31 protein-coding genes, 1 tRNA gene and 1 pseudogene are annotated in these 26,953 nt (G+C 48.7%); 17 read left to right on the top strand and 16 right to left on the bottom strand.

The window, feature by feature from the left end; genetic code table 11:
• Positions 1–240: 240 nt before the first annotated feature.
• Positions 241–1,356, bottom strand: coding sequence for a patatin-like phospholipase family protein (locus BWK47_RS12115; RefSeq protein WP_162328825.1), 1,116 nt, complete (start codon positions 1,354–1,356; stop codon positions 241–243).
• A gap of 74 nt (positions 1,357–1,430) precedes the next feature.
• Positions 1,431–1,736, bottom strand: coding sequence for a hypothetical protein (locus BWK47_RS12110; protein WP_162328824.1), 306 nt, complete (start codon positions 1,734–1,736; stop codon positions 1,431–1,433).
• Positions 1,737–1,762: 26 nt separating this feature from the next.
• Here BWK47_RS12110 and BWK47_RS12105 point away from each other — a divergent pair.
• A tRNA-Ala gene (locus BWK47_RS12105) sits at positions 1,763–1,835 on the top strand.
• Positions 1,836–1,896: 61 nt separating this feature from the next.
• On the opposite strand, the gene BWK47_RS12100 is transcribed toward BWK47_RS12105, so the two are convergent.
• Positions 1,897–2,220: a phasin family protein gene (locus BWK47_RS12100; protein WP_020862140.1), complete on the bottom strand. Its 324-nt coding sequence runs from the start codon at positions 2,218–2,220 to the stop codon at positions 1,897–1,899.
• 179 nt (positions 2,221–2,399) lie between these two features.
• On the opposite strand from BWK47_RS12100, the gene BWK47_RS12095 reads away from it, so the two are divergent.
• The 4 genes from BWK47_RS12095 to BWK47_RS12080 all read left to right on the top strand — a co-directional run bounded on the left by BWK47_RS12095 (position 2,400) and on the right by BWK47_RS12080 (position 5,458).
• Positions 2,400–2,822, top strand: coding sequence for a hypothetical protein (locus BWK47_RS12095; RefSeq protein WP_020862141.1), 423 nt, complete (start codon positions 2,400–2,402; stop codon positions 2,820–2,822).
• A 46-nt stretch (positions 2,823–2,868) separates the two neighbouring features.
• Positions 2,869–4,056, top strand: a complete 1,188-nt coding sequence (locus tag BWK47_RS12090; protein ID WP_162328823.1) for an AI-2E family transporter — start codon at positions 2,869–2,871, stop codon at positions 4,054–4,056.
• 152 nt (positions 4,057–4,208) lie between these two features.
• Positions 4,209–4,475, top strand: coding sequence for a transcriptional coactivator PipX (gene pipX, locus BWK47_RS12085; protein WP_010873509.1), 267 nt, complete (start codon positions 4,209–4,211; stop codon positions 4,473–4,475).
• A gap of 155 nt (positions 4,476–4,630) precedes the next feature.
• Complete coding sequence (locus BWK47_RS12080; protein WP_010873508.1) at positions 4,631–5,458, top strand: amino acid ABC transporter substrate-binding protein; 828 nt, start codon at positions 4,631–4,633, stop codon at positions 5,456–5,458.
• A gap of 146 nt (positions 5,459–5,604) precedes the next feature.
• Here the strand turns inward: BWK47_RS12080 and chlG are convergent, their stop codons facing one another.
• The 5 genes from chlG to BWK47_RS12055 form a co-directional block, all read right to left on the bottom strand.
• On the bottom strand, positions 5,605–6,579 hold the full coding sequence (gene chlG, locus BWK47_RS12075; protein ID WP_162328822.1) for a chlorophyll synthase ChlG: 975 nt from the start codon (positions 6,577–6,579) through the stop codon (positions 5,605–5,607).
• Between the two features lie 143 nt (positions 6,580–6,722).
• Complete coding sequence (locus tag BWK47_RS12070) at positions 6,723–7,313, bottom strand: anthranilate synthase component II (RefSeq protein WP_162328821.1); 591 nt, start codon at positions 7,311–7,313, stop codon at positions 6,723–6,725.
• Positions 7,314–7,349: 36 nt separating this feature from the next.
• Positions 7,350–7,877 carry a diacylglycerol kinase family protein gene (locus BWK47_RS12065; protein ID WP_162328820.1) on the bottom strand — a complete coding sequence of 176 codons (528 nt, stop codon included), beginning with the start codon at positions 7,875–7,877 and terminating at the stop codon, positions 7,350–7,352.
• A gap of 64 nt (positions 7,878–7,941) precedes the next feature.
• Positions 7,942–8,481 (bottom strand): rRNA maturation RNase YbeY, encoded by a 540-nt coding sequence (gene ybeY, locus BWK47_RS12060; RefSeq protein ID WP_162328819.1) that lies wholly within the window; start codon positions 8,479–8,481, stop codon positions 7,942–7,944.
• Between the two features lie 4 nt (positions 8,482–8,485).
• Entirely contained in the window at positions 8,486–8,674 is a 189-nt protein-coding gene (locus BWK47_RS12055; protein ID WP_010873503.1) for a DUF3285 domain-containing protein, read from the bottom strand.
• Between the two features lie 229 nt (positions 8,675–8,903).
• On the opposite strand from BWK47_RS12055, the gene ilvN reads away from it, so the two are divergent.
• From ilvN to BWK47_RS12030, 5 genes are all read left to right on the top strand, one after another.
• Positions 8,904–9,422: an acetolactate synthase small subunit gene (gene ilvN, locus BWK47_RS12050; protein WP_014407139.1), complete on the top strand. Its 519-nt coding sequence runs from the start codon at positions 8,904–8,906 to the stop codon at positions 9,420–9,422.
• Between the two features lie 99 nt (positions 9,423–9,521).
• Entirely contained in the window at positions 9,522–10,469 is a 948-nt protein-coding gene (locus BWK47_RS12045; protein WP_162328818.1) for a hypothetical protein, read from the top strand.
• A 93-nt stretch (positions 10,470–10,562) separates the two neighbouring features.
• Positions 10,563–11,117: a glutathione S-transferase family protein gene (locus tag BWK47_RS12040; RefSeq protein WP_010873500.1), complete on the top strand. Its 555-nt coding sequence runs from the start codon at positions 10,563–10,565 to the stop codon at positions 11,115–11,117.
• 157 nt (positions 11,118–11,274) lie between these two features.
• Positions 11,275–14,994, top strand: coding sequence for an NACHT C-terminal alpha/beta 1 domain-containing protein (locus tag BWK47_RS12035; RefSeq protein ID WP_162328817.1), 3,720 nt, complete (start codon positions 11,275–11,277; stop codon positions 14,992–14,994).
• A gap of 26 nt (positions 14,995–15,020) precedes the next feature.
• Positions 15,021–15,791, top strand: a complete 771-nt coding sequence (locus BWK47_RS12030) for a hypothetical protein (RefSeq protein ID WP_010873498.1) — start codon at positions 15,021–15,023, stop codon at positions 15,789–15,791.
• A 1-nt stretch (position 15,792) separates the two neighbouring features.
• On the opposite strand, the gene BWK47_RS12025 is transcribed toward BWK47_RS12030, so the two are convergent.
• A complete protein-coding gene (locus BWK47_RS12025; RefSeq protein WP_162328816.1) occupies positions 15,793–16,497 on the bottom strand; it encodes a carbonic anhydrase in 705 nt (234 codons plus the stop codon).
• A gap of 178 nt (positions 16,498–16,675) precedes the next feature.
• Here BWK47_RS12025 and purU point away from each other — a divergent pair, with 178 nt between their 5' ends.
• The 3 genes from purU to BWK47_RS12010 all read left to right on the top strand — a co-directional run bounded on the left by purU (position 16,676) and on the right by BWK47_RS12010 (position 19,340).
• On the top strand, positions 16,676–17,530 hold the full coding sequence (purU, locus tag BWK47_RS12020; RefSeq protein ID WP_162328815.1) for a formyltetrahydrofolate deformylase: 855 nt from the start codon (positions 16,676–16,678) through the stop codon (positions 17,528–17,530).
• A gap of 93 nt (positions 17,531–17,623) precedes the next feature.
• Entirely contained in the window at positions 17,624–18,625 is a 1,002-nt protein-coding gene (locus tag BWK47_RS12015) for a glycosyltransferase (protein ID WP_162328814.1), read from the top strand.
• A 31-nt stretch (positions 18,626–18,656) separates the two neighbouring features.
• Complete coding sequence (locus BWK47_RS12010) at positions 18,657–19,340, top strand: helix-turn-helix domain-containing protein (RefSeq protein WP_162328813.1); 684 nt, start codon at positions 18,657–18,659, stop codon at positions 19,338–19,340.
• Here the strand turns inward: BWK47_RS12010 and BWK47_RS12005 are convergent.
• From BWK47_RS12005 to BWK47_RS11980, 6 genes are all read right to left on the bottom strand, one after another.
• Positions 19,322–20,302: a ribonuclease Z gene (locus BWK47_RS12005; RefSeq protein ID WP_162328812.1), complete on the bottom strand. Its 981-nt coding sequence runs from the start codon at positions 20,300–20,302 to the stop codon at positions 19,322–19,324. The genes BWK47_RS12010 and BWK47_RS12005 overlap by 19 nt on opposite strands.
• 117 nt (positions 20,303–20,419) lie before the next feature.
• The gene (locus BWK47_RS12000; protein WP_162328811.1) at positions 20,420–20,641 is read right to left on the bottom strand and encodes a type II toxin-antitoxin system HicA family toxin; all 222 of its coding nucleotides are present in this window, start codon (positions 20,639–20,641) and stop codon (positions 20,420–20,422) included.
• Positions 20,638–20,844, bottom strand: coding sequence for a type II toxin-antitoxin system HicB family antitoxin (locus BWK47_RS11995; RefSeq protein WP_162328810.1), 207 nt, complete (start codon positions 20,842–20,844; stop codon positions 20,638–20,640). Before BWK47_RS11995 ends, BWK47_RS12000 begins: the two co-directional genes overlap by 4 nt.
• Positions 20,845–20,954: 110 nt before the next feature.
• Entirely contained in the window at positions 20,955–21,170 is a 216-nt protein-coding gene (gene thiS / locus BWK47_RS11990) for a sulfur carrier protein ThiS (RefSeq protein WP_162328809.1), read from the bottom strand.
• Between the two features lie 25 nt (positions 21,171–21,195).
• Complete coding sequence (locus BWK47_RS11985; RefSeq protein WP_162328808.1) at positions 21,196–22,392, bottom strand: saccharopine dehydrogenase family protein; 1,197 nt, start codon at positions 22,390–22,392, stop codon at positions 21,196–21,198.
• A 93-nt stretch (positions 22,393–22,485) separates the two neighbouring features.
• Entirely contained in the window at positions 22,486–23,289 is an 804-nt protein-coding gene (locus BWK47_RS11980; protein ID WP_162328807.1) for an alpha/beta fold hydrolase, read from the bottom strand.
• Positions 23,290–23,351: 62 nt separating this feature from the next.
• On the opposite strand from BWK47_RS11980, the gene sixA reads away from it, so the two are divergent.
• From sixA to BWK47_RS11965, 3 genes are all read left to right on the top strand, one after another.
• Positions 23,352–23,846 carry a phosphohistidine phosphatase SixA gene (gene sixA, locus BWK47_RS11975; RefSeq protein WP_162328806.1) on the top strand — a complete coding sequence of 165 codons (495 nt, stop codon included), beginning with the start codon at positions 23,352–23,354 and terminating at the stop codon, positions 23,844–23,846.
• A gap of 193 nt (positions 23,847–24,039) precedes the next feature.
• Positions 24,040–25,233 (top strand): citrate synthase, encoded by a 1,194-nt coding sequence (locus tag BWK47_RS11970; RefSeq protein ID WP_204250407.1) that lies wholly within the window; start codon positions 24,040–24,042, stop codon positions 25,231–25,233.
• 122 nt (positions 25,234–25,355) lie between these two features.
• On the top strand, positions 25,356–26,525 hold the full coding sequence (locus BWK47_RS11965) for a pyridoxal phosphate-dependent aminotransferase (protein ID WP_162328805.1): 1,170 nt from the start codon (positions 25,356–25,358) through the stop codon (positions 26,523–26,525).
• Positions 26,526–26,567: 42 nt separating this feature from the next.
• Here the strand turns inward: BWK47_RS11965 and BWK47_RS11960 are convergent.
• A pseudogene (locus BWK47_RS11960) lies at positions 26,568–26,690 on the bottom strand (IS701 family transposase); the annotation flags it as partial.
• A gap of 58 nt (positions 26,691–26,748) precedes the next feature.
• Here BWK47_RS11960 and BWK47_RS17410 point away from each other — a divergent pair.
• Positions 26,749–26,922, top strand: a complete 174-nt coding sequence (locus BWK47_RS17410) for a transposase (RefSeq protein WP_020862148.1) — start codon at positions 26,749–26,751, stop codon at positions 26,920–26,922.
• Positions 26,923–26,953 lie beyond the last annotated feature (31 nt).

Here is a 26,953-nt window from a genome sequence, read left to right as displayed (position 1 = left end):
TGGACTTAACTTATCATCATAACAATATTAATATCCAGTCATAAATATCATCCTTAGGGAACTTCGATAGAAAATAAAGGGATATTTCCTAGTAATACCAAAGTTTATTTAGATTGATTAGAGGATTGGAACGATTGGGGATATGGGCTGGTTTGGGTGAGTACATGGGCAGGAATTAAAGTGACAAGAAATACAATGATTAGCCCTGATGACCTTAAAATAAAAGCTCATATTTTTTGCTCATAATCCATGAATACCCATTTGTTGGAGTCTCGTTTGGATAAATTTCTTTCCCTGTTTTTCTCCGTCGGCAATCAACCGATTAATGTTTTCTGGGCAACGATCTAATTTATTTTCATAGTTTAAACTTTTAGCCAATTCCGGTGACATTTCAATGGCTGGTATATGATAAGTTTGGTCGGGATCTTCAGGAAAAGACTTAGGTATTTTTAACGGCTCTTTGATGCCAACTTCCTGTAAAAACTCCTCTTTAAAAGCTCCTTTTATAAATAAATAATTGAGAAATTCGATTTGATCCAGGCTTTGAAATAAAGAAACATTCCCTTCCAACTCATTGCGGCGATCGGCAATGTCATCGGCATCGGTGGGAATTTTATCGGTCTGGGTCGGGTTAATTTTAATTACCCAAATTTCCTGGGGAATGTTCTCAGTACCGACAAAATCTTGCCTGTATAAAGAACGAATGGGAGGATTATCAGAAAATAAGCCATCCCAGTAAGCTTTTTTTTCACCCTCTTCTTCAATAACAACGGTGGGAAAAATATTTGGCACACAGGCTGAAGCAAGCAGATGCTCTATTCTTATGGCTTCCTGGCGAGAATTAAACTTATCTAGTTTTCCTGTCAGAATATTGCAAGCTCCAATTAAAAGTACCGGGGGCTCTAATTGCTTGCCCCAAGTTTCTAACTCTGAAAAATCGGCATGGGCCTGTAACAATTCTTCTAAATTGGTAAAGCGACTCCGTAACCCTTGGGTAGCCGAAGCTAACCAGGTCTGGGCTAGGGGAGAATAGGGAGTCACACTATACTGGGGAACGATGCCTTTGCTGGTCAACTCCAGAGACCTAATGACAAAATCATTAAAAAATCTTTCCTGATAGGTTTGGGCACTGTTATCCAGCCAAAAATCAAGCAATCTTTTCCAGACCGGATTTTCTCCTTTTTTCAGGGCATACCAAATTAGTAGGGCACAAATAGCGCCTCCAGAAGTACCACTCAAACTCACAATGTCGAAGTGGTCTTGCATCTTGTTCTCGAACAGAGCCTTCATTACACCGGCGGTGAAAGCAGTTTGGCTGCCCCCACCCTGACAGGCGATCGCCACTTTGGGTTTCATTGGTTTTGCTGCGATTAATTTGCTGAAAGTTTCTTCAACTATGCCAGGAAATTTTTGTAAAACTTAATTTTTCCCTAATCATTAACCAAGTTCGCCCACCAGCGACCCTGACTAGCCAACTGCCAAATTTGTAACACCCCTTTGATCACAGACCAACGTTTTAGCAAGAGATTGTACTGCTGACGTAAATGTCGATTTTTTTTGGCCAAATTGGTCAACAGGGCAGGGGCCGGAGCAAACAGGTTATGGCAACAGCTTTCCCAATGGTCTAAACGCTTGGTGAGTTGCTGTAACTGTCGATAGACAAAGTAAAGCTTAACGGCTAAGAAGACATTGCCCAGGGCTAGGACAAAATTAAAACAGATAACGAACAGCAACATCGAATGTTAAAATGGAGGGTCAGTTCGGGGAATTAGCTCAGTTGGTAGAGCGCTGCGATCGCACCGCAGAGGTCAGGGATTCGAGTTCCCTATTCTCCATAAACTCTATGGTGTAGTTATTTTGTTACTGTCCACCAAGGCAAATGATACCCGCTCGTAGTTAACGCCAACGCTGATTTTCCAGGTCACGGATTTGTCGTTCCAGGCGATCGATGCGTCCCCGCAACTCGTCCATTTCCGACTGACGGGGTAAACCCAAATCCTGGAGCATATTGCGCAGTTGTCTTTCCAAATTTGCTTCAATTTGTCCCTGCTCGTTTTTAATTTGATTCATCAAATCATCCACAAAGGCGGTGGCCTGGTCCGCGTTAATTTTGCCTTCCTTTACCCATTGGTCGCTCACATCGCTGAGTTTTTCCGCCACTAGGGTGGTGGTGCCAACACCGATCATCAAGAGTTGTTTTAGCCAGTCGTTTGTATCCATGGACGGTTGCGGGATTGAACAAAGTTAAAAGTTTGCCGAAAGTTGAAGCGAAGAATGGCGACCCCATTCCTCCTTTCCCTTCTCGTCAACCATAGCAAAAACCATCATGAACGTTTTAACTTTTCAGTTCTGGGTGCCCCCAGTCCACTGCCATGCCCTCCTTGGGCTGTTGCTATATAATGGGCGGCACGGTCCTATGGGCGATCGCCGCCGAACTTTTTTTTGAGAGTATGAATTTGATTACCTGGTTAGCTGATTTTTCCCGAGGCCACTGCGTTGGCATTTGCGCCGCCCTGGTACCGTCAATTTTACTCTGGACCACCATTTGCGCCGTTTTAATTGCCCTAGGGCAACCCCGCTGGTCAGTTAACACTGCCTACGTTGCCACCCTCACCGTCTGTGGAGTAATGGTGCTCCACGTTGCTTCTTGGTTCAGTATTGGGGTCATTACCCCAGTCACCTTTATTTTGTTGGGGCTTTCCCTCTCCTGTGGGAGCTTAGCTACCCTGTTTTGGCGATACTCTTCCCAATGGCAAAAATTTTGTCACTCCGGATTGAGGGAAACAATCAAAGCTAAATGGCCCCAGACCTTAAAGATTTGACACTCCCACGACCCCTGGATCGAGGCTCTCTGCGAGACCGCCAACTATGACAGAACCAGCCAACAATCATCCCAGTCCCCCGCCGCAAAATTGGTTGTTCAAATGGTGGAATTCCCTCAATGCCATCACCCGCCTATTAGTGTTAGTACTGGGGGCCCCGTTAATGGTGCTCAATGCCAGGGCCCTGTCCTCGATTTTTGGTTATTTTGAATCCCTTTTTGTTATTAGCCTCATTGCCTCCGTCATCGCCTTTTTACTCAACTACCCGGTGGCCTGGCTAGAAAAACAAGGGGCTAAACGTTTTGTGGCGGCTAGTTTTGTTTTCCTCACCGCCCTGATTATTTTCACCGCCCTGGGGGTAACCCTCATTCCCCTCGCCCTATCCCAAGCCCAACAACTGGTGGCCCGCCTACCGGATTGGCTCGATTCGGGGCAGAAACAATTGGTATTGTTGGATCAAAAGGCAGAGATTCTTGGTTGGCCGGTCAATTTTGATGGTCTTATTCCCCAAATTAACAGCCGCCTAGCGGCCGAATTACAAAACTTGGCTGGCAGCACCCTCAACCTCGCCCTAAGCTTGACCGTCTTCACCGTAGTGCGTTTGCTGGACGTACTGTTGACGATAATTTTGACCTTTTATCTCCTCCTCCACACCGACGATGTTTGGCAAAGCATCATAGGTTGGTTGCCAGAGCGTTTCCAAAAACCTTTTTCTGATACTCTACGCCGCAGTTTCCAAAACTATTTCCTCGGCCAATTGGTGTCCGCCACCTGCATGGCCCTGGGGCTGATTTCTGGCTTTTTACTGCTCAAAGTTCCCTTTGGCTTACTTTTTGGCCTCACGGTGGGAGTAATGGCCCTAATTCCTTTTGGTGGGTCGGTGGGCATTGTGCTGGTTACTTTTTTGGTAGCTCTGCGGGACATTGGCATGGCGTTGCAACTGCTGGCGGTGGCTCTAGTGATCCAGCAAATTGTTGAAAATGGCATTGCCCCCAGGGTACTGGGCAGTGTGACAGGATTAAATCCCTTTTGGGTCTTGATTTCCCTGTTAACCGGGGCCAGAATCGGCGGACTACTGGGGGTAATAGTGGCTGTGCCTTCGGCGGTGATGATTAAGGAGGCCCTGGGAGCAATCCGCAGCATGAAGCCCTTGGTGCCAGCCCCAGACCCTAATCAAGACCCTTTGTACTTTAAAAACCAGGAAGAAGTGCAACCACTGCCCCCCCGGCCTTAGTGCCTATGGATCGGTCCGTATCAAAAACTACAGCAAATTTGAGGTTAATTCGTGCCAACGGCTTAAGGAGGGACAGGAAGGGGTAAGATTTCTCTAGCCAGTGACAGCCATCTCGGTTGGCAATTTGTCCTTGCCCTAACTCCCCGATCTCAATGAGTAACGAAATTTACCTTAACCATCCGACCTTCGGGCTTTTGTATCAGATTTGTTTCTTGGATGATAATCAGGAGATTTTTACTACCCTTTATGCCCAAAGGTTATTTTTTTTGGTAAAAACGACGCCGAACAATACCCAATTTGAACCCATTACCAGGGCGGATGCCAAACTATTAATTGAAAATCGCCTGAGGTTTCTACGCCGGGCCGGGGATTTTAAGGCCTATGACGTGTTGGCAAAGTTACATAAAAACACTTTTTGAGATTGATTTCTTGGTAAATGTTCCCGGGGATTATGCCGTTTTAGAACATTTTCAGTCTCCTATGGGATTTTATCTGGGCCCAAGCGAACTAATTGCGCTACCCTGAGCCTGGATAAACCCTTAGTAAATTCAAGCGAATTTAAGGATTGAAATTTATGTTGCTCAAAAGTGCTTTTACTTGGTTGGCTTTGACCTTTACCACTGGCCTGGTGGCGATCGCCCCGGTCCAGGCGGAAACTGTGTTGGAGAGGGTGGCCCGCACGGGGGAATTACGGGCTGGAACCCGCACCGATGCTGTCCCGTTTGGTTTTGAGATGGCCAATGGGGAAATGGAGGGTTATGGGGTTGATTTAATGGCCTTAATTGCCTTGAAGTTGGCAGAAGAGATGGGTAAGACCATTACGGTTGATTTAGATAGGGTTGACCTCCAGAGTCGTTTTGAGGCGATCGCCAGTGGGGAATTGGATATAGTTTGTGAAGCCACCACCATTACCCAAGATCGGTTGGAATTGGTGGACTTTTCAGCTCCATTCTTTATTTCCGGGGCCAAGTTTTTGATGAAACAAGGCAGTGTGGAGGGTTTTAATATTAATGGCACCCTGGAGGGCATTCCCATTGCCTACATTCAAAACACCACCACCTTTGATATCATCCCCAAAATTTATCCCCTAGCCCAGTGGGTGCCAGTGCAAGACCGGGAGGAAGGCATTGCTAAATTGGATGGGGGCCAGGTGAAGGCCGTTGTCAGCGATGGCATTTTGCTAGTGGGGGAACTGCTTAAACAGGGCAAAAACCCAGCTGAATACGCTCTAGGACCTTATCAACCCATTACCACGGAACTTTATGCCTGCATTCTGCCCCAGGGGGACGGAGACTGGAAACGCTTTGTGGATGAAGTAATTTCTAGCACGGAAAACCATGATTTGCTCCAGGAATGGTTCAACATTGACCAAACCAATGTGGTGCGGGTTGATCCCCTTTAGATTTTAGGGCGGCGATCGCCGGGGATAATTGACCAATCATTTCTCCCATTGAATAGTAAAACCAAGCCCGGTCTACTTTTTTGCTAGCTTCCTGGGCTTGGAATTGCACGCTTTTTGAGCGTGATTTAATCTTTCAGTTAGAGAGTTCAAATCCCCGCATGACCTAAGGCCAGACCGGTGGCTAACATCCCAAAAACTAGAAATGGCTGGGCACTGGCTTGGTATTTGACATCATTTTCCAGGGGATTACGGAGAAAATACATATCCTGAAAAGTTATCTGGGGAATGAGCAATAGCAACACAATGGTAGCATAAAGCTGTTGGTGAACATAAATCAGGTATCCCGCAATACTCGCTTGGAAAACGTCGATCATGATCACGCAAATCCAAGCCGCTGTCCCGATACCAAACATTACCGGCAAGGACTTGAGCCCCAATTGGCGATCGCCTTCCACACTTTTGAAATCGTTGACCACCGCAATGCCCAAACCAGCCAAGCTATAAATCAGGGTCAAGACCATAATGGTGGAGTTGAGGGTGCCAAACAGAGCATGGCCCGCCCACCACGGTAGGGCAATGTAGCTAGCCCCCAGAGCATAGTTACCCAACCAGCCGTTTTGTTTTAGCTTCAACGGTGGTGCAGAGTAAATATAGGCGACAAAAGCTCCCCCTAAAGTGAGCACTGTCATAATGGGAAAATCGTGCTGGGCCCACACGTCCAAGCCGTAGGCAACGCCAATACCAGCCACCAACAGAATTAAAATTTGGGTCACCACCTGGGGCACGGAAATGGCCCCGGAAGGAATGGGTCGGTAGGGTTCATTGATGGCGTCGATTTCCCGGTCGTAAAAATCGTTGAGGGTTTGGGTATAACCGGTCATTAACGGGCCAGATAACAACATACAGGTGAGGGCTTTGAGGAAATCCTCCACTGACCAGATGTAGCCCCCGGAAGAAGCGGCCCCACAGACCACCCCCCAGATCAGGGGAATCCAAGTGATGGGCTTCATCAACTGAAGACGAATTTTCCAAATGGAACTTTCCCCCGGGGCGGCCCCCTTCATGCCCAGTAACTGCCGAGCCTTGGCTTGGTTTTGGCCGGTATTTTGTGTGTCAGACATAGATGATTCAAAGGTTGACTAGCGTACCCAAAAACACTGACCCAGCCTATCACCCTTGGGGCTAGGAATGCCATGGAACAATGGGGGTAACTTGGTTGGGGGTTAAACCTTGACCGACTTAGGCCGAATTGAGAGAAAAGTTCCTAACCGAGACTCTGCAGAAAGTTTTCCAGCATTTGCTTCCCTTCCTTCGTGAGAATACTTTCCGGATGGAATTGCACACTCTGCACATGGGGATAGTCCCGGTGCTGAAAAGCCATTACCATGCCGTCGGCCAACCAGGCCGTCACCTCCAGGCACTCCGGCAAACTCTCCCGCTCAACGATCAGACTGTGGTAACGGGTTGCTTGCACGGGACTGGCTAGACCAGCAAAAATGCCCTGTTGTTGATGATAGATCTGGGAAGTTTTGCCGTGCATCAATTCCGGGGCGGCCACCACTTTGCCCCCAAATACTTGGCCAATACTCTGGTGCCCCAGGCAAACGCCTAAAATCGGCGTGGAGGCGCTGAGCTTTTCAATTAACTGGAGGGAAATACCCGCGTCATCGGGACGGCCAGGGCCGGGGGAAATAACAATGGCATCGGGCTGGAGGGATTTAACTTCTTCGAGGCTAATTTGATCGTTGCGATACACCCTCAGATCTTCGGCCACGGCGTATTTCTGCCCCAATTCGCCTAAATACTGAACGAGGTTGTAGGTAAAACTGTCGTAGTTATCTATGACCAGAATCAACTGGAATGCTCCTTTACGGTCAAATGTGGACGGGGATTAGACCATCAAGGATAGCAGTGGTGGTAATAATAAACAGCCCCCCACTATCACTGCGGCGATCGCCGCTAATAATACTGCTCCGGCCGCACAGTCTTTGGCAATTTTAGCTAGCTCATGGTAGGACTGCCCCACCGTTAAATCCACCACCGATTCCAAGGCTGTATTTAACAACTCCAAAATCATTACTAGGCAGGAAGTCAGGGCCAGCACCGCCACGGCGATTGCCTCCAAATGCAACAGAAAGCCCGCTGTGATGACCGCTACCCCTGTGAAGGTATGGATACGAAAATTCCGTTGGGTGGCAAAGGCATAACTAACTCCGGCCCAGGCGTAACGAAAACTTACCAAGAGATTGGGGGCCACCTGCCAGGCATTTTTTCTCAATGGCTTTTTAGCAGCGGGCTTGGAGGCAGGCACCACCAGAGCTAAGGGAGGGGGAGACTGGGTCTGATTAGCCTTGCCGGATAAACCCTGATCAGCAAAAACCGCCGAGGATGGGGAAGACATGGGATATACCGATTTCATTAGCTACGACTCCGAGCAGTGTAGTCGACAGAACAATTCTCCTATGTAACCTGGGTTACAAGTTCTAGGTTAATAGGGGAGGATTTTGACCGATTAAAGTTAATAGATGGGATTGTTCGGACAACATGGTGGTGAGGGAGGCTTCGTCGGGGTGATCCCAACCGAGGAGATGGAGTAGGCCGTGGGCCGTTAACCACACGACTTCTAATTTTGCACTATGGCCCTGTTCCCTAGCCTGATGGTCAGCCCGTTCTAGGGAGATCACCATATCACCCAAATAAAGGGGTTCCTCCGTTTCTTCAGATTCTATTAAGGGAAAATCTCCTTCTAAGGCCGCAAAAGCCAACACGTCGGTGGGCTTATCCTGGTGGCGAAATTTACGATTTAACTCTTGGATACGGCGATCGCCGGTGAATAGTAAGGTGAGTTCGTAGCTGGAAGCAGGAGGGAGATAATCTGCCAGGTATTCCAGCCACCGTTGACACCACCCTTGCCAGGGATTGGTTAGTAGCTCTTCCACCTCCGGGGCAGCCATGGCGGAATCAGTTAAATCAGTTTGTAAGCTTAATTCCACCGCAATCCGGTTAACAGATGTAGGTACCATGGCCTTAGCGGGTTAGGTAGGAAATCCCCACCAGCACTCCGAGGAGGGCACTGGCGGACAGAAAAAAATGGGTTAGGGATTTGCCCTTTTTACGGACCATATTACGCATAGCCAACTTAACATAGGTGGGTGGGGGTTCCGCTGGGGCAGGATTGGTCATTTCCGGCGCTTCTGGGGTGGGTAAATCACTCATAAAAATCTATGGCAAGGGCAAAAACAATCGTTTAAGATCCGACGGACTACTCTTCAGCTTCCCTAACTCTAGTGAGGAATTTTGCAAAATGCAAGCTTGCCCGGCGGGCATGGTAGGATATAAGGCTGGATTTATCAACGAATTTCACTAACTTTGCACGACTGGGCCCTAACCCAGACCGGTGGAATTTTACCCCAATGGCCACCGGCGATCGCCTTCTTTGCCCCCCATGAAACACACCCTCTCTGTTTTAGTTGAAGATGAAGCCGGAGTGCTAACCCGCATTGCCGGACTATTTGCCCGCCGTGGTTTTAACATTGAGAGCTTGGCGGTGGGGTCGGCGGAACAGGGGGACGTTTCCCGCATCACCATGGTGGTGCCGGGGGATGAGAACACCATCGAACAACTGACCAAGCAACTCTACAAGTTGGTTAACGTAATTAAAGTACAGGACATCACCGAAACTCCCTGTGTGGAAAGGGAATTGATGCTGGTGAAGGTGAGCGCCAATGCCCCTAACCGAGCGGAAGTGATTGAGCTAGCCCAGGTATTCCGGGCCCGCATTGTGGATATCTCCGAAGACACCGTCACCATCGAAGTGGTGGGGGACCCGGGTAAAATGGTGGCAATCCTCCAGATGTTGGCCAAGTTCGGCATTAAAGAGGTGGCTCGAACGGGCAAAATTGCTTTGGTGCGGGAATCCGGCGTCAATACGGAATATCTGAAATCCCTGGAATCCAAGTTTTAGGGCCTATCCTTCCTTCTTTAACCGTTGATGTCCATTGGCCTCAAGCACTTCTCCCCAGGGTTGTCCTGAGCTCTTTGCCCAGTATTTGCAAACATCTCCATGGCTGATCGATTTTCTCCATCAGACCCCTCCCTCGCATCCCAACTGGAAGCTACCCTGGGGCAACTTGAACAGGTAATTCAAAAGTTACAGGCCAATCCCCAACAAGGCATCCAACTTCCCCGAGCAGCCGTTGACCGCCTCCAGGCCACGGCTAGCCGCTTAGCGGTGTTGGTCAATAGTTCTGCAACTTCTGCCCCCGCCCCTCTGCAACCAGGCCCCCTACCTGGTGATCTGCAAACGGAACAATGGGACGATTTTTTTGCTGAATCTGTAGAAACAGATGTTAGCGCTTCCCCCCAAGTTAATAAAGTCAAACCCCGTAAAAAAGGGAAATTCGGTATTTTGGCCACCATTGCCACTGCCCTGTTGGGAATTTTGGTGGGGATTGTCCTTTGGATTGGTATTCCCCCCCTTAATCTGCCGCCACTTTGGGATCAATTAGCGACCCAATGGGCTAATGTAGCAACGCTTTTGCCGACTAAAGAGCAGCCCCCGGTGCCCCTGGCCGATTCCACGCCCAATACCGTCAATACATCTCCCGAAAAGACAACCAATTTGGTTGAAGAGACCGGATTACCCACAGTCCTGGAAGCCCCCTCTCCCCCCGCACCCGTGGCCGTTTCCCCCCTGCCCCTGGCCCCCTTAACTCCGGAACAGAGTTTATTGGCGGTGATTCAGCGGGGATTAGTAGATTTAGAAGGACTTTATCCTCCCCAGTTGATGGAGCGCATCGAACCAAACTTTTTAGCCAGTCGCTTGACCTTGACGGTAGGCGATTCCTGGCAGGAATTGTCCCCCAAACAGCAACAAACCCTCCTAGATGCCCTATGGCAGAGGGCCCAAAAACTTTCCTTCCGACGACTGTGGATTTACGATCTAAAAGGGGATCTCATTGCCCGATCGCCGGTGGTGGGCCAGGATATGGTGGTTTTTAATCTTCCGTAGGGCGATAACTTTTTTGCAAAACTCTGCTGGGGATCGGTTTCCCAAGCCAGGACAACATCTAGGATTAAACAGCATCAAATCGGAGAAAAAATCATGATCAAACTATACGGTGCCCCCCAAAGTCGAGCCTCCATCATTCAGTGGTACTTAGAAGAATTATCCCTGCCCTACGAATTCGTCAACGTTAACCTCAAGGAAGGGGAACATCGCCAAGCTCCCTATTTAGCCATTAATCCCTTTGGTAAGGTGCCGGCGATCGCCGATGGGAACTTTCATCTCTGGGAATCCGGTGCAATTTTGCTTTACTTAGCGGAAAAAGCTAGCACCATTCCCGCCGATGCCCAGGCCAGAGCTCTAGTTAACCAGTGGATTTTATTTGCCAATTCCACCCTGGCCAATGGTTTATTTATTGAAGCAGTGCGGGAAAAGGAAATGCCCCGACTGTTGCAATCTTTGGAGAAAATTTTAGGGCGATCGCCATTTATCCTCGGAGAAAAATTTTCGGTGGTGGATGTGGCCGTCGGTTCAATTTTGGCCTATGTCCCCATCATGCTCAAACTTAATTTTGACGACTATCCTGCGGTGGCGGCCTACGTCCAGGGCCTAGTGCAACGACCGGCTTTCCAAGCTTCCATCGGTGCCCGCTGACCAGTGACCAGATCAACCTGGGAAACCCTAACCCCATGGCCCCATCATAGTTTATTTTTATAGTCAAAATAAACTACATGATTGGTGGAAGTGCGAATTTGTCGGTAATTATTTGCCCCGGCCAACGGTTCTAGGGTAGGTAGATTTGGTACAGTGAATGCCAGAGGGAATTTATTCTGCCTGTGACCCAAAATTCCTGGCGATCGCCCCCAATTCCTGCTTCCTCCCCACCTTGTTGGCAACTACCATGGTCCACTCCTCCAGCCTTTCAGGGACAGCGAACAATCACCACGGTCAAGAAAATAACCAGGAAAGTTCCCCGAATGTCCCCGACTGGGCCACGGTATGTCAACAGTTGCTCTACCGGGCTCTCCCCTGCACCTCAGTGCAAACTCAGCCGGAATGGGTTGTGAAAAAAGCCGGTCGCATTCCCCGTTCCCTTAAGGTTATTGCCAGCGGATCTACCAGCGGCTACAACGCCCCGGCTAGCTATGGCCCCCTGGAATTTTTGGACAGTTTATTAACTCCCATCGCCGAGGGAGGGGAAAAAAGCCGTTACCTGGCGATCGTGGGGGAAGCGGGATCTGGGAAAACAATTTTTTTGCAACATTTTGCCCAGGGGCTCTGGCAACGCCACCAAGAAGGCCAGGCCCATTGCTTACCCATCTGGCTTAACTCCTCTCGTTTTAAACACCGGAGCATCAAAGACTATCTATTTGGTCCTTGGTTACAAGAAGCCATGGCCCTCGAAGAAGAAATTCTCCCGGCAACTTGGCGGGATAGTTTACTGCTGGGACTCCAGACGGGGCAGTTTTGGTTAGTGTTAGACGGCATTGATTACACCTTTACCGACCCAAGCCAGATGTCCGGGGCCCAAGGCAGCCTTACCTGGCTCAAGGATAGTTTGGCGGAAGTGCCCACCACTCCGGTGCTGTTGAGTTGTCGTCCGGACACCAGGCGCAACGATCCCCGGGGACTGGCCGGTTTTACCCGTTATCAAATCGAGCCACTGGTCTATCCTGATAACGTGGAAATCGCCATTGAAGATTATTTCAGCGCCGATCGCCCGGGTCAACCGGAAAACCCCGGTAAGCCCAATGCCCTAGCCAATGCTTTGAAAGAGGCCCTGGCCAATCCCTCGGTGAGGTATTTACGTCCCTATCTCCTCCGTCCCCGGCGCTTAATGCTGTGCTGTCGCTTTTGGGCAGATCAACCGGGGGACTTTCCCGTCAGCAGTGGAGCTCTGTACAACAAATTAGTCAAGGCTTTTTATCTGTGGCAGAGTGAATGGGCCCCTACCAAACCAGGGCAGCAGGATGAGTTGGCCCAGCTTTTGGGTCAATTAGCTAAACAAATGCTGGGGGAAAACCGAGCTGACCATCGACCCCTGGCCCCGGTGGAAGTGGAAAAAATTTTTGGCAAAGATTCCCCCCTGTTGCGTTCGGCGTTGCAATTGGGCTGGTTAATTCCCAAGACTGCTGTGCGCAAAGGCGTTTGGGAAAGGGGCTATGGCTTTGCCGACGACACTTTTCGGGATTATTTTGCCGCCCTGGCGATCGCCGATTGGCACTTTTTCCTGGATATTTATCGGCATCAGTATCGTATTTTCGATCCAGAGTGGCAGAGGGTATTGGCCTTTTGGTGGGGAAGGGAAGATATCAGCTTAGTCAATAAACAAGCCTTTCTCCAGGCAATGTTGGAGTTTGACGACCGTTGTAGCCCGGAAAATTTTTACGGACTCAGGGCTTTGGAGTGTGCGGCCCTGGCCCTAAGGGAATGTCCCGACCTTGCCCAGGCCGATGAAATTGTGGCCAGATTATTAGCCCAGGGATTGCCGCCCATGGCAGGTAATGGGGGTCAACAAAAATGGGTGACGGCGCTTTTGACTGAAACCCACCGTGCGCCAGTGCTCCAAGCCCTGCTCAAAATTCTACAAACCACCGAAGATGACCGGATATATGGTCAATGCTGCCAATGGCTGGGACAGTGGGGGCAGGGATTTCCCCAGGCGATCGAAGTTCTAGAGCAACAGCTAGCCCTCCATGAACAATCTAGTTTGCGCTTTGCCATTGCCTCCGCACTGATTTTAATTGATCCCAATAGTTCCCCCGGGGTAGCTACTTTCTTGGCGGCTTTGCGCCCTGGCCAAAAAGATTACAGCCTAGCCCTCCAGACCTTAGCCCATTGTGCCGTGGGCAACTTGCCGGTGATTAAAGCTCTGCTGGATTTTCTTTCTCCCAAATTATCGGTTCTGCACCATCGTCAGGTGTTGCAATGTTTGGAAGTGGTGGGCAAAAACCACAGCCTGGTCATTGCCGGCCTGCTGCAAAAACTAAGGCTTTATCCCCCTGGGGCTTTTCTCTGCCAGACAGCCGAAAGTCTAGAAAAAATTGACCCCGGCAACCCCACTGCTCTGGTCGTTCTCCAAAGGCATATCCAAGCAGATCAACCCCTACCGTTGCGAAAACAAGCCATCTATAGTCTGGGGGAAGTGGAAGTGCCGTCGCCCACCGTCGTAGCTGGCTTAGCTGACCTGTTGATGGCGGAGGAGGATGTTTTTGTCCGTTGGTTAATTGTCAGTAGTCTGGCCAAAATTGGCCAGGGAGACCCCTCGGCGATCGCCACCCTAACTACCCTAGTGGAAAAAGCCGTGGCCCAACCCCGCACGGAAGAAGGGGACTGGTTGCTCAATGAAACTATCCAAGCTCTGCTAAAAGTCGATCCCCAGAACGTCGGCATTTTGTCTTCCCTGGTATATTTGTTGGAAAACACCGAAACCAGCGAGCATCTCCAAACTTGGGCCGAAATTTTAGGGCGCATTGATCCAGGTAATCCCATCGCCATTAATACTCTCCTACGTCTAGTGCGTAACAAGGAGGATCCCTATGGCCAACGACAGGCCGCCGCCAGTCTAGCCAGCATTGATCCAGGTAACCTTTCTGCCCTCATGGCCCTGATCAATCTCCTGCAAAATGGCGACAACGAAAGTATCCGCCTAGCGGCCGCCCAAGATTTAGCCCTGGTGGGAAAAAATAATCCTGCTGTGTTGGCTGCCCTAATCCGTGTGGTTGGCACCGATACTGAGGCAGAAATACTCCGGGGTGTGGTGAAAACCTTGGCCCAAATCGGCTCTAACAATCGAGAAGTGACCCAAGCCCTGGTGGGATTACTGCTGGAAAATCCTGAAGATCGGGTCCGTCAGGATGGAACTCAGGCTTTGATCAAAATTGTGCCCCGTAAGTTGTTACCCACGGTGGTTTATCAGCTGCGGGAGCTATGTGCCCGGCCCCAAGGGGAAAACTTGGCAGACCATTGGCAAATTTTTTGGTACTGTGCCCGACAAATGACCTATGCTGACTTTTATCAAGCATGGCATCAAACTCCCCTGGCGGTGTCCGGCACCAGTATTCCTGGGAAAAGTTCTAAACAAAGATCCTTTTTCCGATACTCCCTGGCCCAAACTTTACAGGGGGAAAGTGATCCCCTCAATGGTTGTCGGATAATTTGGATTGATACTAGTCAATTTTTGAACTTGGATAATCCCAGTGTGGATATCTACGACCAAATGCTTGACCAAGATTGTCCTGAATTTGACGGAGCTATCCCTGATAATCTATCTAAACTGCGGTTCTACTGGCATCAACTACAACGGAAGCAAGGTCATCCCCTTCTGCTGTTGTTCGAACAGTTGAGTCCCTCCCCCCTAGACCTGGAACAACTTTGGCAGCAGTTGGCCACTTTCCATGGCCCGATCGCCATTTTGGGGGTGACGCCGGCCCCAAAAACTGTGGTGTTGCCCTATTTTCAGTTGCGGGAATCCCAAACTACGGCGGCGGACATTGTCGCTTGGTTGCAGAATTGTCTCACCTCCCCTTGAATTACTAAAATCATCACACTTTGGCTATGACCTATTGTTTGGGTTTAATTAATCGTTTTGGCATGGTCATGGGGGCAGATTCCCGCACCAATGCGGGGGTAGATTATACTTCCGCCTATAAGAAATTATTTGATTATTCCCTCCCTGGCGATCGAATTTTAATTCTTTGCACCTCCGGCAACCTAGCCATTACCCAGGCGGTGCTCCATCAGATTGACCGAGATATCCAGCGGGATGACGGGGACCATCTCCACAACATTGCCACTATGCACGAAGTGGCCACTTACATCGGCGGTAAGGTGCGGGAAATGCAGGAAAAAGACCGACCATGGCTAGAAAAAGATGGCATTGATTTTCAGTGCAATTTCCTCTTGGGAGGGCAAATTAAGGGGGAACCGCACCAGGAATTGTACTTGATTTATCCCCAGGGTAATTTCATCCAAGCCACCAAGGAGACTCCCTTCCTACAAATTGGCGAAACTAAGTATGGCAAGCCGTTGCTGGACCGCACCATCACCTATGACACCCCCCTGGAAGCCATGGCCAAATGCGCCTTGCTTTCCATTGACTCCACTATGAAGTCAAATATTTCCGTTGGGCCCCCCATTAATCTGACCATGGTGGAGGCCAATCATTTTTCCGTGCGCCATACACTACAACTACGCTTGGGAGATCCCTACCTGGCTAAAATGCGTAGCCTGTGGGAATCCTATGTGCGTCAAGCTTTCGAGTCCATGCCCAATGTGGAATGGGAAGCCAGCCAAAGCGATTCCGGGGAAGATGTCTTGATTGATTGAACTACAACAGTGTTACAATGCCCGACTCTAGATTGTAGTAAGCGCCCATAATCAATAACCTTTCGTCAGCTATCAATTGACTTAGCACCGGGGATTGTTTGAGCACTGCCATTTGGTGTTCAATGTTGGCTTTCGTAGCCATGACCACACTGGCGGCATTACTGCTGTCATCGGTAACAGAGCCGATATCAATTTTTTTGATCACACTGCCAATTTGTCCCGGTAAATCTCCCCCATCCATGGCGGCTTTCACAGCCCCACAGCCTTGGTGTCCCAAAACCATCAACACCTTTGCTCCCAAAACTAGGGTGCCAAATTCCAAGCTTCCCACCTCCTGAGGGGTTGCGACGTTGCCGGCAATGCGACAGATGAACAAATCCCCTAAACCCTGATCAAAGATAATCTCCGGCGGTACTCGGGAATCGGCACAACTAAGGATAGCGGCAAAGGGATTTTGACCTTGGGCCACTTCCGCAAGACGATAGAGGTCTTGGTTGGCCTTAACCCTTTTTTGTGCGGCAAAACGTCCATTGCCCTCCATCAATTCCGTTAAAAGTTGCTGGGGCGTTTGGTTAGCAGACTGGGCCTGGGCGGCTGGGTTACCAGCCATTTGATTGCCCAGTATGGTGGCCATCAAGCTAGTGCCGAGGAAAGCTCCGCCGTATTGGATTAACTGACGGCGATCAATAGTAGGGATTTTAGCCATGGGGTAATTTAGCGGAGTATCAGGAAGAACAACTAAAAAAAACTGAGGTATTTTGAGTTAGGGCAAATTTTTCAATTTTCCCCATCATAGTTAGAAAAATTCCCTGGGGGCACTAAGTGGGAAAATGACAAGGTGGACTATCGTCTCATATTCCTAGGGCTGTATTCCTTTGTCTTTGATGCAAAATCTCACCGCAACACTGCTTGTTTCCTGTCCTGACCAGCCTGGCATTGTGGCCCAAATTGCCCAGTTTATTTATCAAAACCAGGGCAATATTATCCACGCCGACCAGCACACGGATTTTTCCAGTGGATTATTTTTGAATCGGGTGGAGTGGCAGTTGGACAATTTTCGCCTATCCCGTCCGGAGTTGTTATCCGCTTGGTCCCAATTGGCTGAGCAACTCCAGGCCACTTGGCAAATTCATTTTTCTGACCAGTTGCCCCGGTTAGCCCTCTGGGTGTCCAAGCAAGATCATTGTCTGCTCGATATTCTCTGGCGTTGGCGATCGGGAGAGTTGCGTTGTGAAATTCCCCTCATTATTAGTAATCATCCTGACCTCAAACCCATTGCTGACCAATTTGGCATTGATTTCCATTGTTTACCCATTACGAAAGAGAATAAATTAGCTCAGGAAACGGCTGAATTGGCCTTGTTGAAACAGTATCAAATTGATCTGGTGGTATTGGCAAAATATCTACAGATTTTAACCACAGATTTTGTGGCTCAATTTCCCAATGTCATCAATATTCACCACTCTTTTTTGCCGGCTTTTCCCGGAGCAAATCCCTACCATCGTGCCCATGAGCGGGGCGTAAAAATCATTGGAGCCACCGCCCACTATGCCACCGCCCAATTGGATGAGGGTCCAATTATCGAGCAGGATGTGGTCAGGGTTAGTCATCGGGATAATGTGGACGATTTAATTCGTAAGGGCCGAGATTTGGAACGGGTGGTGCTGGCTAGGGCCGTGCGTTTACATTTGCAACATCGAATTCTTGTTTATGATAACCGCACTGTGGTGTTTGCTTAATTTTAGTGACATTCAGATCAAAAGCTAAGATTTATTTTAGTGTTTTAATCTTTATTAACTTATTTTTATTCCGTATATTTAAATCAAACTTCAATGCGTAAACTTTACTTTTTATTACCGGGATTAGGGGGTAAATTCGCGTGTGGCGGCCTATGGGCAGAATTAAAAACCATCAAGCTGGTACAAGAAATTTGTCCTGCCACCATTGTTACCTATAAACAGCGGGAACCAAACACGCTTTTTTTAGATGATATTTTGTCTCAGGGAGATTTAGGTCAAGTAATTTTTGTGATTAGTTGGGGCTTTGATATTCCCAAATTAGCAAAAAAATTGCAGGGTTATCGGGTAATTTACCATGCCCACAGCACTGGCTATGGATTTGATTTACCGACAGCTCTGCCCATTGTTTGCATTAGCCGCAACACCATGGGTTATTGGGGACAACGATCGCCCCATTCCTTACTGTATTATTTACCCAATCATATTTCCGAAGATTTTAGTGATTTAGGCTTAGTCCGGGACATTGATGTGTTGGTGCAAGCTCGTAAATCATCCCACTATTTATTAAAACAATTAATTCCGGCTTTACGGAGTCAATGTAACGTAAAAATAATTGACAGTTACGTAGAAGATTTAACGGGAATGTTTAACCGGGCTAAAGTGTACCTTTACGATTCAGCAGAATATTGGGCGCAACAGGGGGTAAGTGAGGGTTTTGGCCTGCAACCCATGGAAGCTATGGCCTGTGGCTGTCATGTTTTTTCTAGTGTCAATGGGGGGCTCTCCGATTATCTAGACCCTGGATTTAACTGCGAAAAAATTGCTGGCTACGCTCTGGACTACGACTGTCAAAGGATTCTAGGTGTGGTAAAAGGTTCTAGACAATGGCGCAGGGTAGATCCCAGTTTGCTGGCGGAGTATCGTCGAGAAAATATTTTAGAACGACTAAGAACAATCTTGTTAGATATTAACGAATTTTTTGATTATCATCCTAGTTTTAAGCAAATTATTGAACCTTTAACCCAAAGAAGAATTGCTTGGCTAAAATTTAAAAGTTTACTGACAAAAGTAAAAAATAAGTTTAAGTCAAGCTAAAACTTGATTGTAATAATTTTGTTAATTCCCCATGACTAATATTCCTTATCGAGAAAATTTGCGGCGACTTTGTGAGCAAGCTGGCTATGCTTCCCTGTCTAAACTAGCAGAAACGGCAGACAGTTCCAGTTGGTATCTCTACCGTTTAGAGCGGGGTTTGATAGCGCAAATTCCCCTGGGTGTTATGGTCAAATTGGCGATCGCCTTGGGTTTAACCCTAGAAGAGTTGTGGCAAGAATTGGGTGGAGGAAACGAATTAGGAAAAATAGAACAAGATCAAGCGGCGATCGAGGAAAACCAACAACTACAGCAGACCATTAAGGCATTGCAAGGGGAATATACCAGACTGCAACAGCAATTGATCTATCAATCCCAGCAACTGGAAAGTCAATGGCAACAAAAAGCTCTAGAAATTCTTGAGCCGTGGTTACTGCAATGGCCTACTGCCGCCGCCGCCGCCCAACAAAATCCCCAATGGCCAGCCCAAAAGCTTTTACCCCTCACCAAACCCATCGCGACCCTACTTCAACAATGGCAAGTGGAGGCGATCGCCACTGTGGGGGAAATAGTCCCCTACGATCCCCAGTTCCACGAATTTATCGGTCCAGGGCCAGGGCCAGAAATCGGGACCATGGTGATGGTGCGTTACGTGGGTTACCGGCGCAACGAAGCTTTACTGTATCGGGCTAAGGTCGGCTATGCAGGGGATGCCTGAGGGGTTGACATTGCTGTGGCCGGATCGGTTTTTTGACGAGGAATTTCCACCGTTAAAAAGTCTCTGGCTAAACGGGTGTTGGGAAAAATAGCTTGGGCTTCCGCCAGTAGATTTTCCAGTTGCAGGGGATTGCCGGGGGCATAGCGGGGGCTGAAATGGGTCATGATTAACTGCTTGACATTGGCCAACAAAGCTACCTGGGCTGCCATGGTGGAAGTGGAATGGAGCCGGTCAAAGGCTAACTGGGCATCCTGATGGGCAAAAGTGGCTTCATGTACCAGTAAATCTGCTTCCTGGGCCAAGGCGATCGCCCCTTCACAAAAGACCGTATCAGTACAGTAAACAAATTTCCGGCCCGGTTCCGGTGGTTCACAGAGGTCCTGACCTCGAATTCGGCGACCATCTTCTAGGGTGACGGTTTTTCCCTGTTTTAACTGGCCGTAAATAGGACCAAAGGGAATGCCCAAAGCTTCCGCTTGCTCCACATTGAAACGCCCTGGCCGTTGCTTTTCCTCCACTCGATACCCATAGGCTGGAATGCGATGTTTTAATAAACCGCAGTGGACTTGAAAATCCTTATCTTCGTAAATTAGCCCATTTTCTCGGACAGTGTGGACTTTGAGGCGCTTGCCCAGGTGAGTGCTAGAAAAACGGCAACAGGCTTCTAAATAATCTGCTAAACCTTCCGGTCCATAAATTTCAATACCTTGACCGGAGCCAGCTAAACCGGAGCTAGCCAATAAACCCATTAGCCCAAAAATGTGGTCGCCATGGAGATGGGTAATGAAAATGCGGGTCAATTGGGAAATTTTGACTTCACTGCGCAAAAACTGGTGTTGGGTGCCTTCTCCGCAATCAAATAACCACAATTCCGCCCTTTGGGGTAAACGGAGGGCAATGCTGGAAACATTGCGGTTACGGGTGGGAACGCCAGAGCTGGTACCAAGAAAAGTAATTTCCACAGAGAAAAGTGCTTACAAAAAAATTTTGGGGCTAAGAACCATTCTAGGCGGTGCTATACCACTCCCCATTAAAAGCTAGCCTCCCCCCACAATGGTAACTACCTCCAGGCGATCGCCCTACAGGAGATCAATAAATTCATCCACACTCAAATTAATATCTCGCAAAATACTCCGTAGGGTTCCTTTGGCCAAGGTAGGATGATCGGGGACAACAATTTGGGTAAAGGGGTCATCCCTTCTCAAGATTATATGGCTACTTTCCCGTCGTTTCAGATAGAAACCAATTTTTTGCAAGGCTTTGACACAGGTTTTACCAGAGATAGGGGGGAGCTTACTCATAGAACAACCAGAAAAGTCTCAAACTTCTCTTCGGGCACTGGCAAGCCATCTTCTTCTAGGGCTGAAATATAACCGGCAATAGCCTCTTTAATGTTTTTTAAGGCAATTTCCTTCGTTTCTCCCTGACTAATACATCCTTTCAAACTAGGACATTCGGCGATCCAGTAGTTATCTTCATCTTTATAGGTAATAACCTGTCTCATAAGTTTTTCTCGGATTAAAAACCTAGCGCGGGCCAGGGGGATCTTAACAAAATCTTTTGGATGAAGATCGCCAAAACTGGCCATTGTTTTGCGGCAATTTTCTGAGAACTTTAGCCGCCTCCCACAATGGTAACTATCTCCAGGCGATCGCCGTTTTGCAATTGGGTTTCCGGCCAAAACTGTCGATGGAGAATTTCACCGTTGTATTCCACCGCAATTAAGCGGAGGTTGAACCCTTGATTCTGCAGAAAATCTGGCAATGTGACTGGACTAGGAGCGATTTGGCGATCGCCGTTGACGAGGAGGGTAATGGGGTCAGAAGTCATTAAAAATTGAGTTAAAAACTAATCACTAATCGTCAAAAGGAAAGGGGCCGTTGACTACTTCGTGCCAGGGCAAACCCATTTCCCCCAATTTGGCGAGGAACGGATCGGGGTCCATTTCTTCCACATTGAATACCCCTGCTTGCTTCCATTTGCCCTGTACCATCATCAATCCCCCCAACGCGGCGGGCACTCCAGTGGTGTAGGAAATGGCCTGGGAGCCTACTTCGGCAAAACAGACAGCATGGTCGCAGTTATTGTAGATGTAATAGGTTTTGGCTTGACCATCTTTAACGCCCTTGATGTAGCAACCAATGGAGGTTTGCCCCGAATAATTTTCCGCCAAGGAAGCGGGTTCCGGTAACACAGCCTTGAGAAATTGTAGGGGGACAATTTTTTGCCCCTGGTATTCCACTTCATCAATGCGGGTCATACCCACCGCCTCCAGCACCCGCAGATGGTTAATGTAAGCTTCCGAAAAGGTCATCCAAAAGCGGGCCCGTTTCAGGGTAGGAATATTTTTCACCAGGGATTCCAATTCCTCGTGGTAGAGCAAATAGGAAGGGCGATCGCCAATGTGGGGATAGTTAATATCCCGGTGAACGGAAAGGGGATCAATTTCCTGCCAAACCCCATCTTCGTAGTAACGGCCCTTTTGGGTAATTTCGCGAATGTTAATCTCTGGGTTGAAATTGGTGGCAAAAGCTTGGCCATGGTTCCCCGCATTACAATCCACAATGTCTAGGTAATGGATCTCATCAAAATGGTGCTTGAGGGCATAGGCAGTAAAAATTCCCGTTACTCCTGGGTCAAAGCCACAACCCAACATAGCCATTAACCCGGCATCCTTAAACTTGTCTTGGTAAGCCCACTGCCAGCTATATTCAAACTTGGCCAGATCGGGGGGCTCGTAATTAGCGGTGTCGAGGTAATCCACCCCCGCTTCTAAGCAAGCATCCATCAACACCAAGTCCTGGTAGGGCAAAGCCACGTTAATGAGCAAGTCGGCCCCAAAGTCCTGCAGGAGTTTGACCGTGTCACTAACCTGAAAAGCATCCAGGGCAGCAGTTTTAACCTTGGGGGAACCAATGTGGGCCGCAATTTGATCACATTTGGCCACCGTGCGACTAGCCAGAAGAATGTCTGTAAAGTCCTCTAAAGCTGCGCATTTGTGGGCCACCACACTGCCCACGCCCCCAGCTCCCACAATCATTACTTTAGCCATTGTTAAACCCTCCAGTGCCCCAAAAGCTGTCCCCCAAATATTAGCTTAAAACGCGAGAAGCCCCGCGCCATAAACCTGTCTTAGGGTCACCAGTTAAACGAATTCATTTTCCTGTAAATAATCGGCGATCGCCTTGGTGATCTCCGTTGGGTTAGCTAGGTGGGGAAAATGCCCCGGGGTATCAATCCAATAAAGTTCACTATTTTTCATAATCCTGTAAAGATAAGCCCCCACTGTGGGCGGCACAAAAATGTCCTCCTGGGGTTGCACGATTAAGGTCGGGATCTCCACCTGGGCCACCTCCCGACGGTAATCGGACATGATGATGAGACTAAATACCACTAAGCCAATGTCAGGACGCAGTTGCAAAAGACAATGGGAAAATTCTTCCACCAATTCTGGCTTGTTGGGATCATTAACCGCCGCCGGGGCATAGGTGCGAATCCACTCGGCATAGTTATGGCTCATTTCATTGAGAATTGTGGCGATTTTTTCTTGGCTAAAACCGCCTTTATAATCCCCATCATCCCGATAGCGGGGGGAACCACAAATGAAAACCATGCCCTTAAACAAATTCGGATCCCGCAAACTGGCTATCACCCCAATCATGCAACTAGCAGAGTGGGCAATTAGAACTCCCCGACGCACCCCTGCCAAATGGGCGATCTCCATCAAATCATCGGCATAATCCTTGAGGGAATTGTAATTTTGAATATCAAAATCTTTGCTATTAGCGGGTTTACTGCCAGGAAAGTCAAATAAAACAATGCGATAATTTTCTTCAAAGGCCGGATAGATAGAGCGCCAGGCGTTTTGTTCACTCCCAAACCCATGGGCAAACACTAAGGTTTCTTGGGAATTAACATTACCTAAAACTTGGATGTTGTATTTTTCCATGGCTTTCTGCTTGAGTTTGCCGGCCCATCGCCTCTAACTTCCCTATTTTATCGGTCATTTCTATGGAACTTTACCTTATTCGTCACGGCATTGCCCAGGAACAGTCCCCGGATATCCCCGACGGCGATCGCCAATTGACCCAAAAAGGTAAAGACAAAACCCAGCGAGTGGCCCAACGCCTCCAGGCGATCGGAGTGGAATTTGACCTCATTCTCACTAGTCCTTTAGTACGAGCCCAGCAAACAGCACAGATTCTCATGGATCAGGGGCTTGCACCCCAATTGGAAACCTTTTCCTCCCTCGCCCCCGGGGAAGATATTCCCCAAGGCATCAATGATTTAAAAGAAGAATATCGCCACCGCAGTCACCGTTGCCTTGCCCTAGTGGGTCATCAGCCGGATTTGGCCAACTGGGCTGAATATCTCACTTTTGGTAGCCCCCAAGGCAAATTAATTGTTAAGAAAGCTGGCATTATTGGTTTAACGTTGCCTTCCTGGGACTGTCCACCGGGTGAAGGGCAACTGTTTTTGCTAACTCCCCCCCGTTGGCTGGTCTAGATCTAGCCCACAATTGATCGAATGATCGAAGCTCGTCGGAACAGTACTGGGCTCAATCCAGGGGTGAAGGTAAATTTCCGGAATTCCTTCAGATTCCCTAATATGGATATGGGGGCAGGCAGGCCCGGGCCGGCGCAATTTTTTGTTAATCCAAATCTCTAAGCAACAATAGTAGTGGCATTGTCCGTTATAGGTGAACTATATGATGACTGATAACGAAGTGTTTAAAGAAGGCCTAGCCGGAGTCCCCGCCGCTAAATCCAGGGTGAGCCATGTGGATGGCACCGACGGTATTTTGGAGTACCGGGGCATTCGCATCGAAGAATTAGCCAAATCCAGTAGCTTTATTGAAGTAGCCTATCTGCTCATCTGGGGTAAATTGCCCACCCAGGCAGAGATAGAAGAGTTTGAGTATGAAATTCGCACCCATCGACGCATTAAGTACCACATCCGGGACATGATGAAGTGTTTTCCCGAAACAGGGCACCCCATGGATGCCTTGCAAACTTCAGCGGCGGCCTTGGGATTGTTCTATGCTCGACGGGCCTTGGATGACCCCAAATATATCCGGGCGGCGGTGGTGCGTCTGTTAGCAAAAATCCCCACCATGGTGGCAGCTTTCCACATGATCCGGGAGGGTAACGATCCCATTCAGCCCAATGATAAATTGGATTACGCTTCCAACTTCCTTTACATGCTGACGGAGAAGGAGCCAGATCCCTTTGCCGCCAAAGTGTTTGATGTGTGTTTGACCCTCCATGCTGAGCACACCATGAATGCGTCCACCTTTTCGGCCCGGGTAACGGCTTCTACTCTCACGGATCCCTATGCAGTGGTTGCCTCGGCGGTGGGGACTTTGGCGGGGCCGCTCCACGGGGGAGCCAACGAAGAAGTGCTAAATATGCTTGAAGAAATTGGCTCAGTGGAAAATGTCCGCCCCTACGTGGAAAAATGCCTGGCCAACAAACAGCGCATCATGGGCTTTGGCCACCGGGTTTATAAAGTCAAAGACCCCAGGGCAATTATTTTGCAGGATTTGGCTGAACAGTTATTTGCCAAAATGGGCCACGACGAATATTACGAAATCGCAGTGGAGTTGGAAAAAGTAGTGGAAGAATACGTGGGTCAAAAGGGCATTTACCCCAATGTGGACTTCTATTCCGGTTTGGTTTACCGCAAGCTAGACATCCCCGCCGATCTGTTTACGCCCCTATTTGCGATCGCCAGGGTGGCGGGATGGTTGGCCCACTGGAAGGAACAATTATCAGTCAATAAAATCTACCGTCCTACCCAAATTTACGTCGGCGACCATAACTTATCCTATGTTCCCATGACAGAACGGGTGGTTTCCGTGGCCCGGAATGAAGACCCCAATGCGATTATTTAAACTGAGCTTAATCGTGTTGGTCTGAATCGGCCCAATTCCAGCTCCCTTGCGGGGGTTGGTACGCTCTGTCTGACTAGCCTTAGCCATTTTTTGCTGTTGTTTACCCCAGGGATGTTTTGATTATGCGACTAACCCAGCGAGTTAGCCAAGTTGTGCCTTCCATCACCCTTGAAATTACGGCAAAGGCCAAGGCAATGCGGACTGAGGGCATCGATGTGCTTAGCTTTACCGCTGGGGAACCGGATTTTGCCACTCCCCCCCACATTGTGGAGGCGGCCAAGTTGGCCCTAGATGAAGGAAAAACCCGCTATGGCCCCGCTGCTGGGGAACCCGCCCTCCGTCAGGCGATCGCCAAAAAGTTACGGGAAAAGAATAACCTACCCTACGAGGCAGCCAATATTTTGGTGACCAATGGGGGTAAACATTCCCTGTTTAACCTAATGCTGGCCATGATTGAGCAGGGGGATGAGGTAATTATTCCCGCCCCCTATTGGCTCAGTTATCCAGAAATGGTGCGTTTAGCCGAAGGAACCCCAGTTATTGTCAACACCACAGCGGCCACGGATTATAAAATCACCCCAGAGCAACTACGGCAGGCCATTACCTCCAAAAGTAAGCTGTTTGTGCTTAATTCTCCTTCCAATCCCACCGGGGCAGTTTACACTCCTGCCGAAATTAGGGCTTTGGCGGCGGTGATTTTGGAATATGAGGATTTATACGTAGTTTCCGATGAGATTTATGAGCGCATTCTCTACGATGGCACAGAGCACCTCAGCATTGGTGCGGTTAACGACGAGATTTTCCAACGCACCATCATCAGTAACGGTTTCGCCAAAAGTTATTCCATGACCGGTTGGCGGGTGGGTTACCTGGCGGGGGAATTACCCTTAATCCAAGCCTGTAGCACCATCCAGGGTCATAGCACCTCCAACGTTTGTACTTTTGCCCAGTACGGGGCGATCGCCGCTCTGGAAAATCCGCAAACCTGTGTGGAAACCATGGTCAAAGCCTTCACGGAAAGACGACAGGTGATGGTGGAAGGCATCAATCAAATTGCGGGGCTGAGTTGTCCTAACCCGAAAGGGGCATTTTACGTTTTTGTGGACATTGCTAAAACGGGGCTTAATTCCCTGGAGTTCAGTGCCCAATTATTAGAATCCCAACAGGTGGCGGTGATTCCTGGAGCGGCGTTTGGAGCCGATGACTGTGTGCGTTTTTCCTACGCTACCGATATGGACACCATTAAACAGGGTTTGGCCAAGTTAGAGCAGTTTGTCAGCACTTTGGCTTGAGCAACCGTCCAACCCGTTGAGAGGAGTCAGTTTTACTCCCTGTAGGTAACGTTTAATTCGGTCATGGCTCACGCCATCGAGATGCTTGGCAAGGTTTGTTAGGGTGTAGTTAATTGGACTGCTCAGTAAATACTGACAGTAATCTAAACGAGTGAAAAAAGTCATCCTACCACCTTAACCTCATCTATCTTGCGTAAGTCCTGTGGGGGTTTTAATCGGGATTATGCGTGATATAGCAAAAGCTGGGGGTGAGGTTATATTTTTACCGTCATATTCACCGGACTTGAACAAAATTGAGAAGTTCTGGGCAAAACTAAAACGTTATGTTTCCCAACTTGTTAGTAATGGAGAATCGCTGATTTCTGGATTTGATGTAGCGTTGAGAAAATTGTCCTAACTATCTCGCTCTTTGCTATACTGCTTCCAAG

The organism is Synechocystis sp. CACIAM 05, from assembly GCF_010222815.1.
Classification (GTDB): domain Bacteria; phylum Cyanobacteriota; class Cyanobacteriia; order Cyanobacteriales; family Microcystaceae; genus Synechocystis.
Note: the sequence above shows the minus strand (reverse complement) of the source record. Positions and strands in the feature narration are given on the sequence as shown.

Bases quoted from the DNA above. Each gene is read 5' to 3' on its own strand.
- BWK47_RS12115 (WP_162328825.1), bottom strand. From the start codon at position 1,356: ATGAAACCCAAAGTGGCGATCGCCTGTCAGGGTGGGGGCAGCCAAACT.
- BWK47_RS12110 (WP_162328824.1), bottom strand. From the start codon at position 1,736: ATGTTGCTGTTCGTTATCTGTTTTAATTTTGTCCTAGCCCTGGGCAAT.
- BWK47_RS12100 (WP_020862140.1), bottom strand. From the start codon at position 2,220: ATGGATACAAACGACTGGCTAAAACAACTCTTGATGATCGGTGTTGGC.
- BWK47_RS12095 (WP_020862141.1), top strand. From the start codon at position 2,400: ATGGGCGGCACGGTCCTATGGGCGATCGCCGCCGAACTTTTTTTTGAG.
- BWK47_RS12090 (WP_162328823.1), top strand. From the start codon at position 2,869: ATGACAGAACCAGCCAACAATCATCCCAGTCCCCCGCCGCAAAATTGG.
- pipX (WP_010873509.1), top strand. From the start codon at position 4,209: ATGAGTAACGAAATTTACCTTAACCATCCGACCTTCGGGCTTTTGTAT.
- BWK47_RS12080 (WP_010873508.1), top strand. From the start codon at position 4,631: ATGTTGCTCAAAAGTGCTTTTACTTGGTTGGCTTTGACCTTTACCACT.
- chlG (WP_162328822.1), bottom strand. From the start codon at position 6,579: ATGTCTGACACACAAAATACCGGCCAAAACCAAGCCAAGGCTCGGCAG.
- BWK47_RS12065 (WP_162328820.1), bottom strand. From the start codon at position 7,877: ATGAAATCGGTATATCCCATGTCTTCCCCATCCTCGGCGGTTTTTGCT.
- ybeY (WP_162328819.1), bottom strand. From the start codon at position 8,481: ATGGTACCTACATCTGTTAACCGGATTGCGGTGGAATTAAGCTTACAA.
- BWK47_RS12055 (WP_010873503.1), bottom strand. From the start codon at position 8,674: ATGAGTGATTTACCCACCCCAGAAGCGCCGGAAATGACCAATCCTGCC.
- ilvN (WP_014407139.1), top strand. From the start codon at position 8,904: ATGAAACACACCCTCTCTGTTTTAGTTGAAGATGAAGCCGGAGTGCTA.
- BWK47_RS12045 (WP_162328818.1), top strand. From the start codon at position 9,522: ATGGCTGATCGATTTTCTCCATCAGACCCCTCCCTCGCATCCCAACTG.
- BWK47_RS12040 (WP_010873500.1), top strand. From the start codon at position 10,563: ATGATCAAACTATACGGTGCCCCCCAAAGTCGAGCCTCCATCATTCAG.
- BWK47_RS12035 (WP_162328817.1), top strand. From the start codon at position 11,275: ATGCCAGAGGGAATTTATTCTGCCTGTGACCCAAAATTCCTGGCGATC.
- BWK47_RS12030 (WP_010873498.1), top strand. From the start codon at position 15,021: ATGACCTATTGTTTGGGTTTAATTAATCGTTTTGGCATGGTCATGGGG.
- BWK47_RS12025 (WP_162328816.1), bottom strand. From the start codon at position 16,497: ATGGCTAAAATCCCTACTATTGATCGCCGTCAGTTAATCCAATACGGC.
- purU (WP_162328815.1), top strand. From the start codon at position 16,676: ATGCAAAATCTCACCGCAACACTGCTTGTTTCCTGTCCTGACCAGCCT.
- BWK47_RS12015 (WP_162328814.1), top strand. From the start codon at position 17,624: ATGCGTAAACTTTACTTTTTATTACCGGGATTAGGGGGTAAATTCGCG.
- BWK47_RS12010 (WP_162328813.1), top strand. From the start codon at position 18,657: ATGACTAATATTCCTTATCGAGAAAATTTGCGGCGACTTTGTGAGCAA.
- BWK47_RS12000 (WP_162328811.1), bottom strand. From the start codon at position 20,641: ATGAGTAAGCTCCCCCCTATCTCTGGTAAAACCTGTGTCAAAGCCTTG.
- BWK47_RS11995 (WP_162328810.1), bottom strand. From the start codon at position 20,844: ATGAGACAGGTTATTACCTATAAAGATGAAGATAACTACTGGATCGCC.
- thiS (WP_162328809.1), bottom strand. From the start codon at position 21,170: ATGACTTCTGACCCCATTACCCTCCTCGTCAACGGCGATCGCCAAATC.
- BWK47_RS11985 (WP_162328808.1), bottom strand. From the start codon at position 22,392: ATGGCTAAAGTAATGATTGTGGGAGCTGGGGGCGTGGGCAGTGTGGTG.
- BWK47_RS11980 (WP_162328807.1), bottom strand. From the start codon at position 23,289: ATGGAAAAATACAACATCCAAGTTTTAGGTAATGTTAATTCCCAAGAA.
- sixA (WP_162328806.1), top strand. From the start codon at position 23,352: ATGGAACTTTACCTTATTCGTCACGGCATTGCCCAGGAACAGTCCCCG.
- BWK47_RS11965 (WP_162328805.1), top strand. From the start codon at position 25,356: ATGCGACTAACCCAGCGAGTTAGCCAAGTTGTGCCTTCCATCACCCTT.
- BWK47_RS17410 (WP_020862148.1), top strand. From the start codon at position 26,749: ATGCGTGATATAGCAAAAGCTGGGGGTGAGGTTATATTTTTACCGTCA.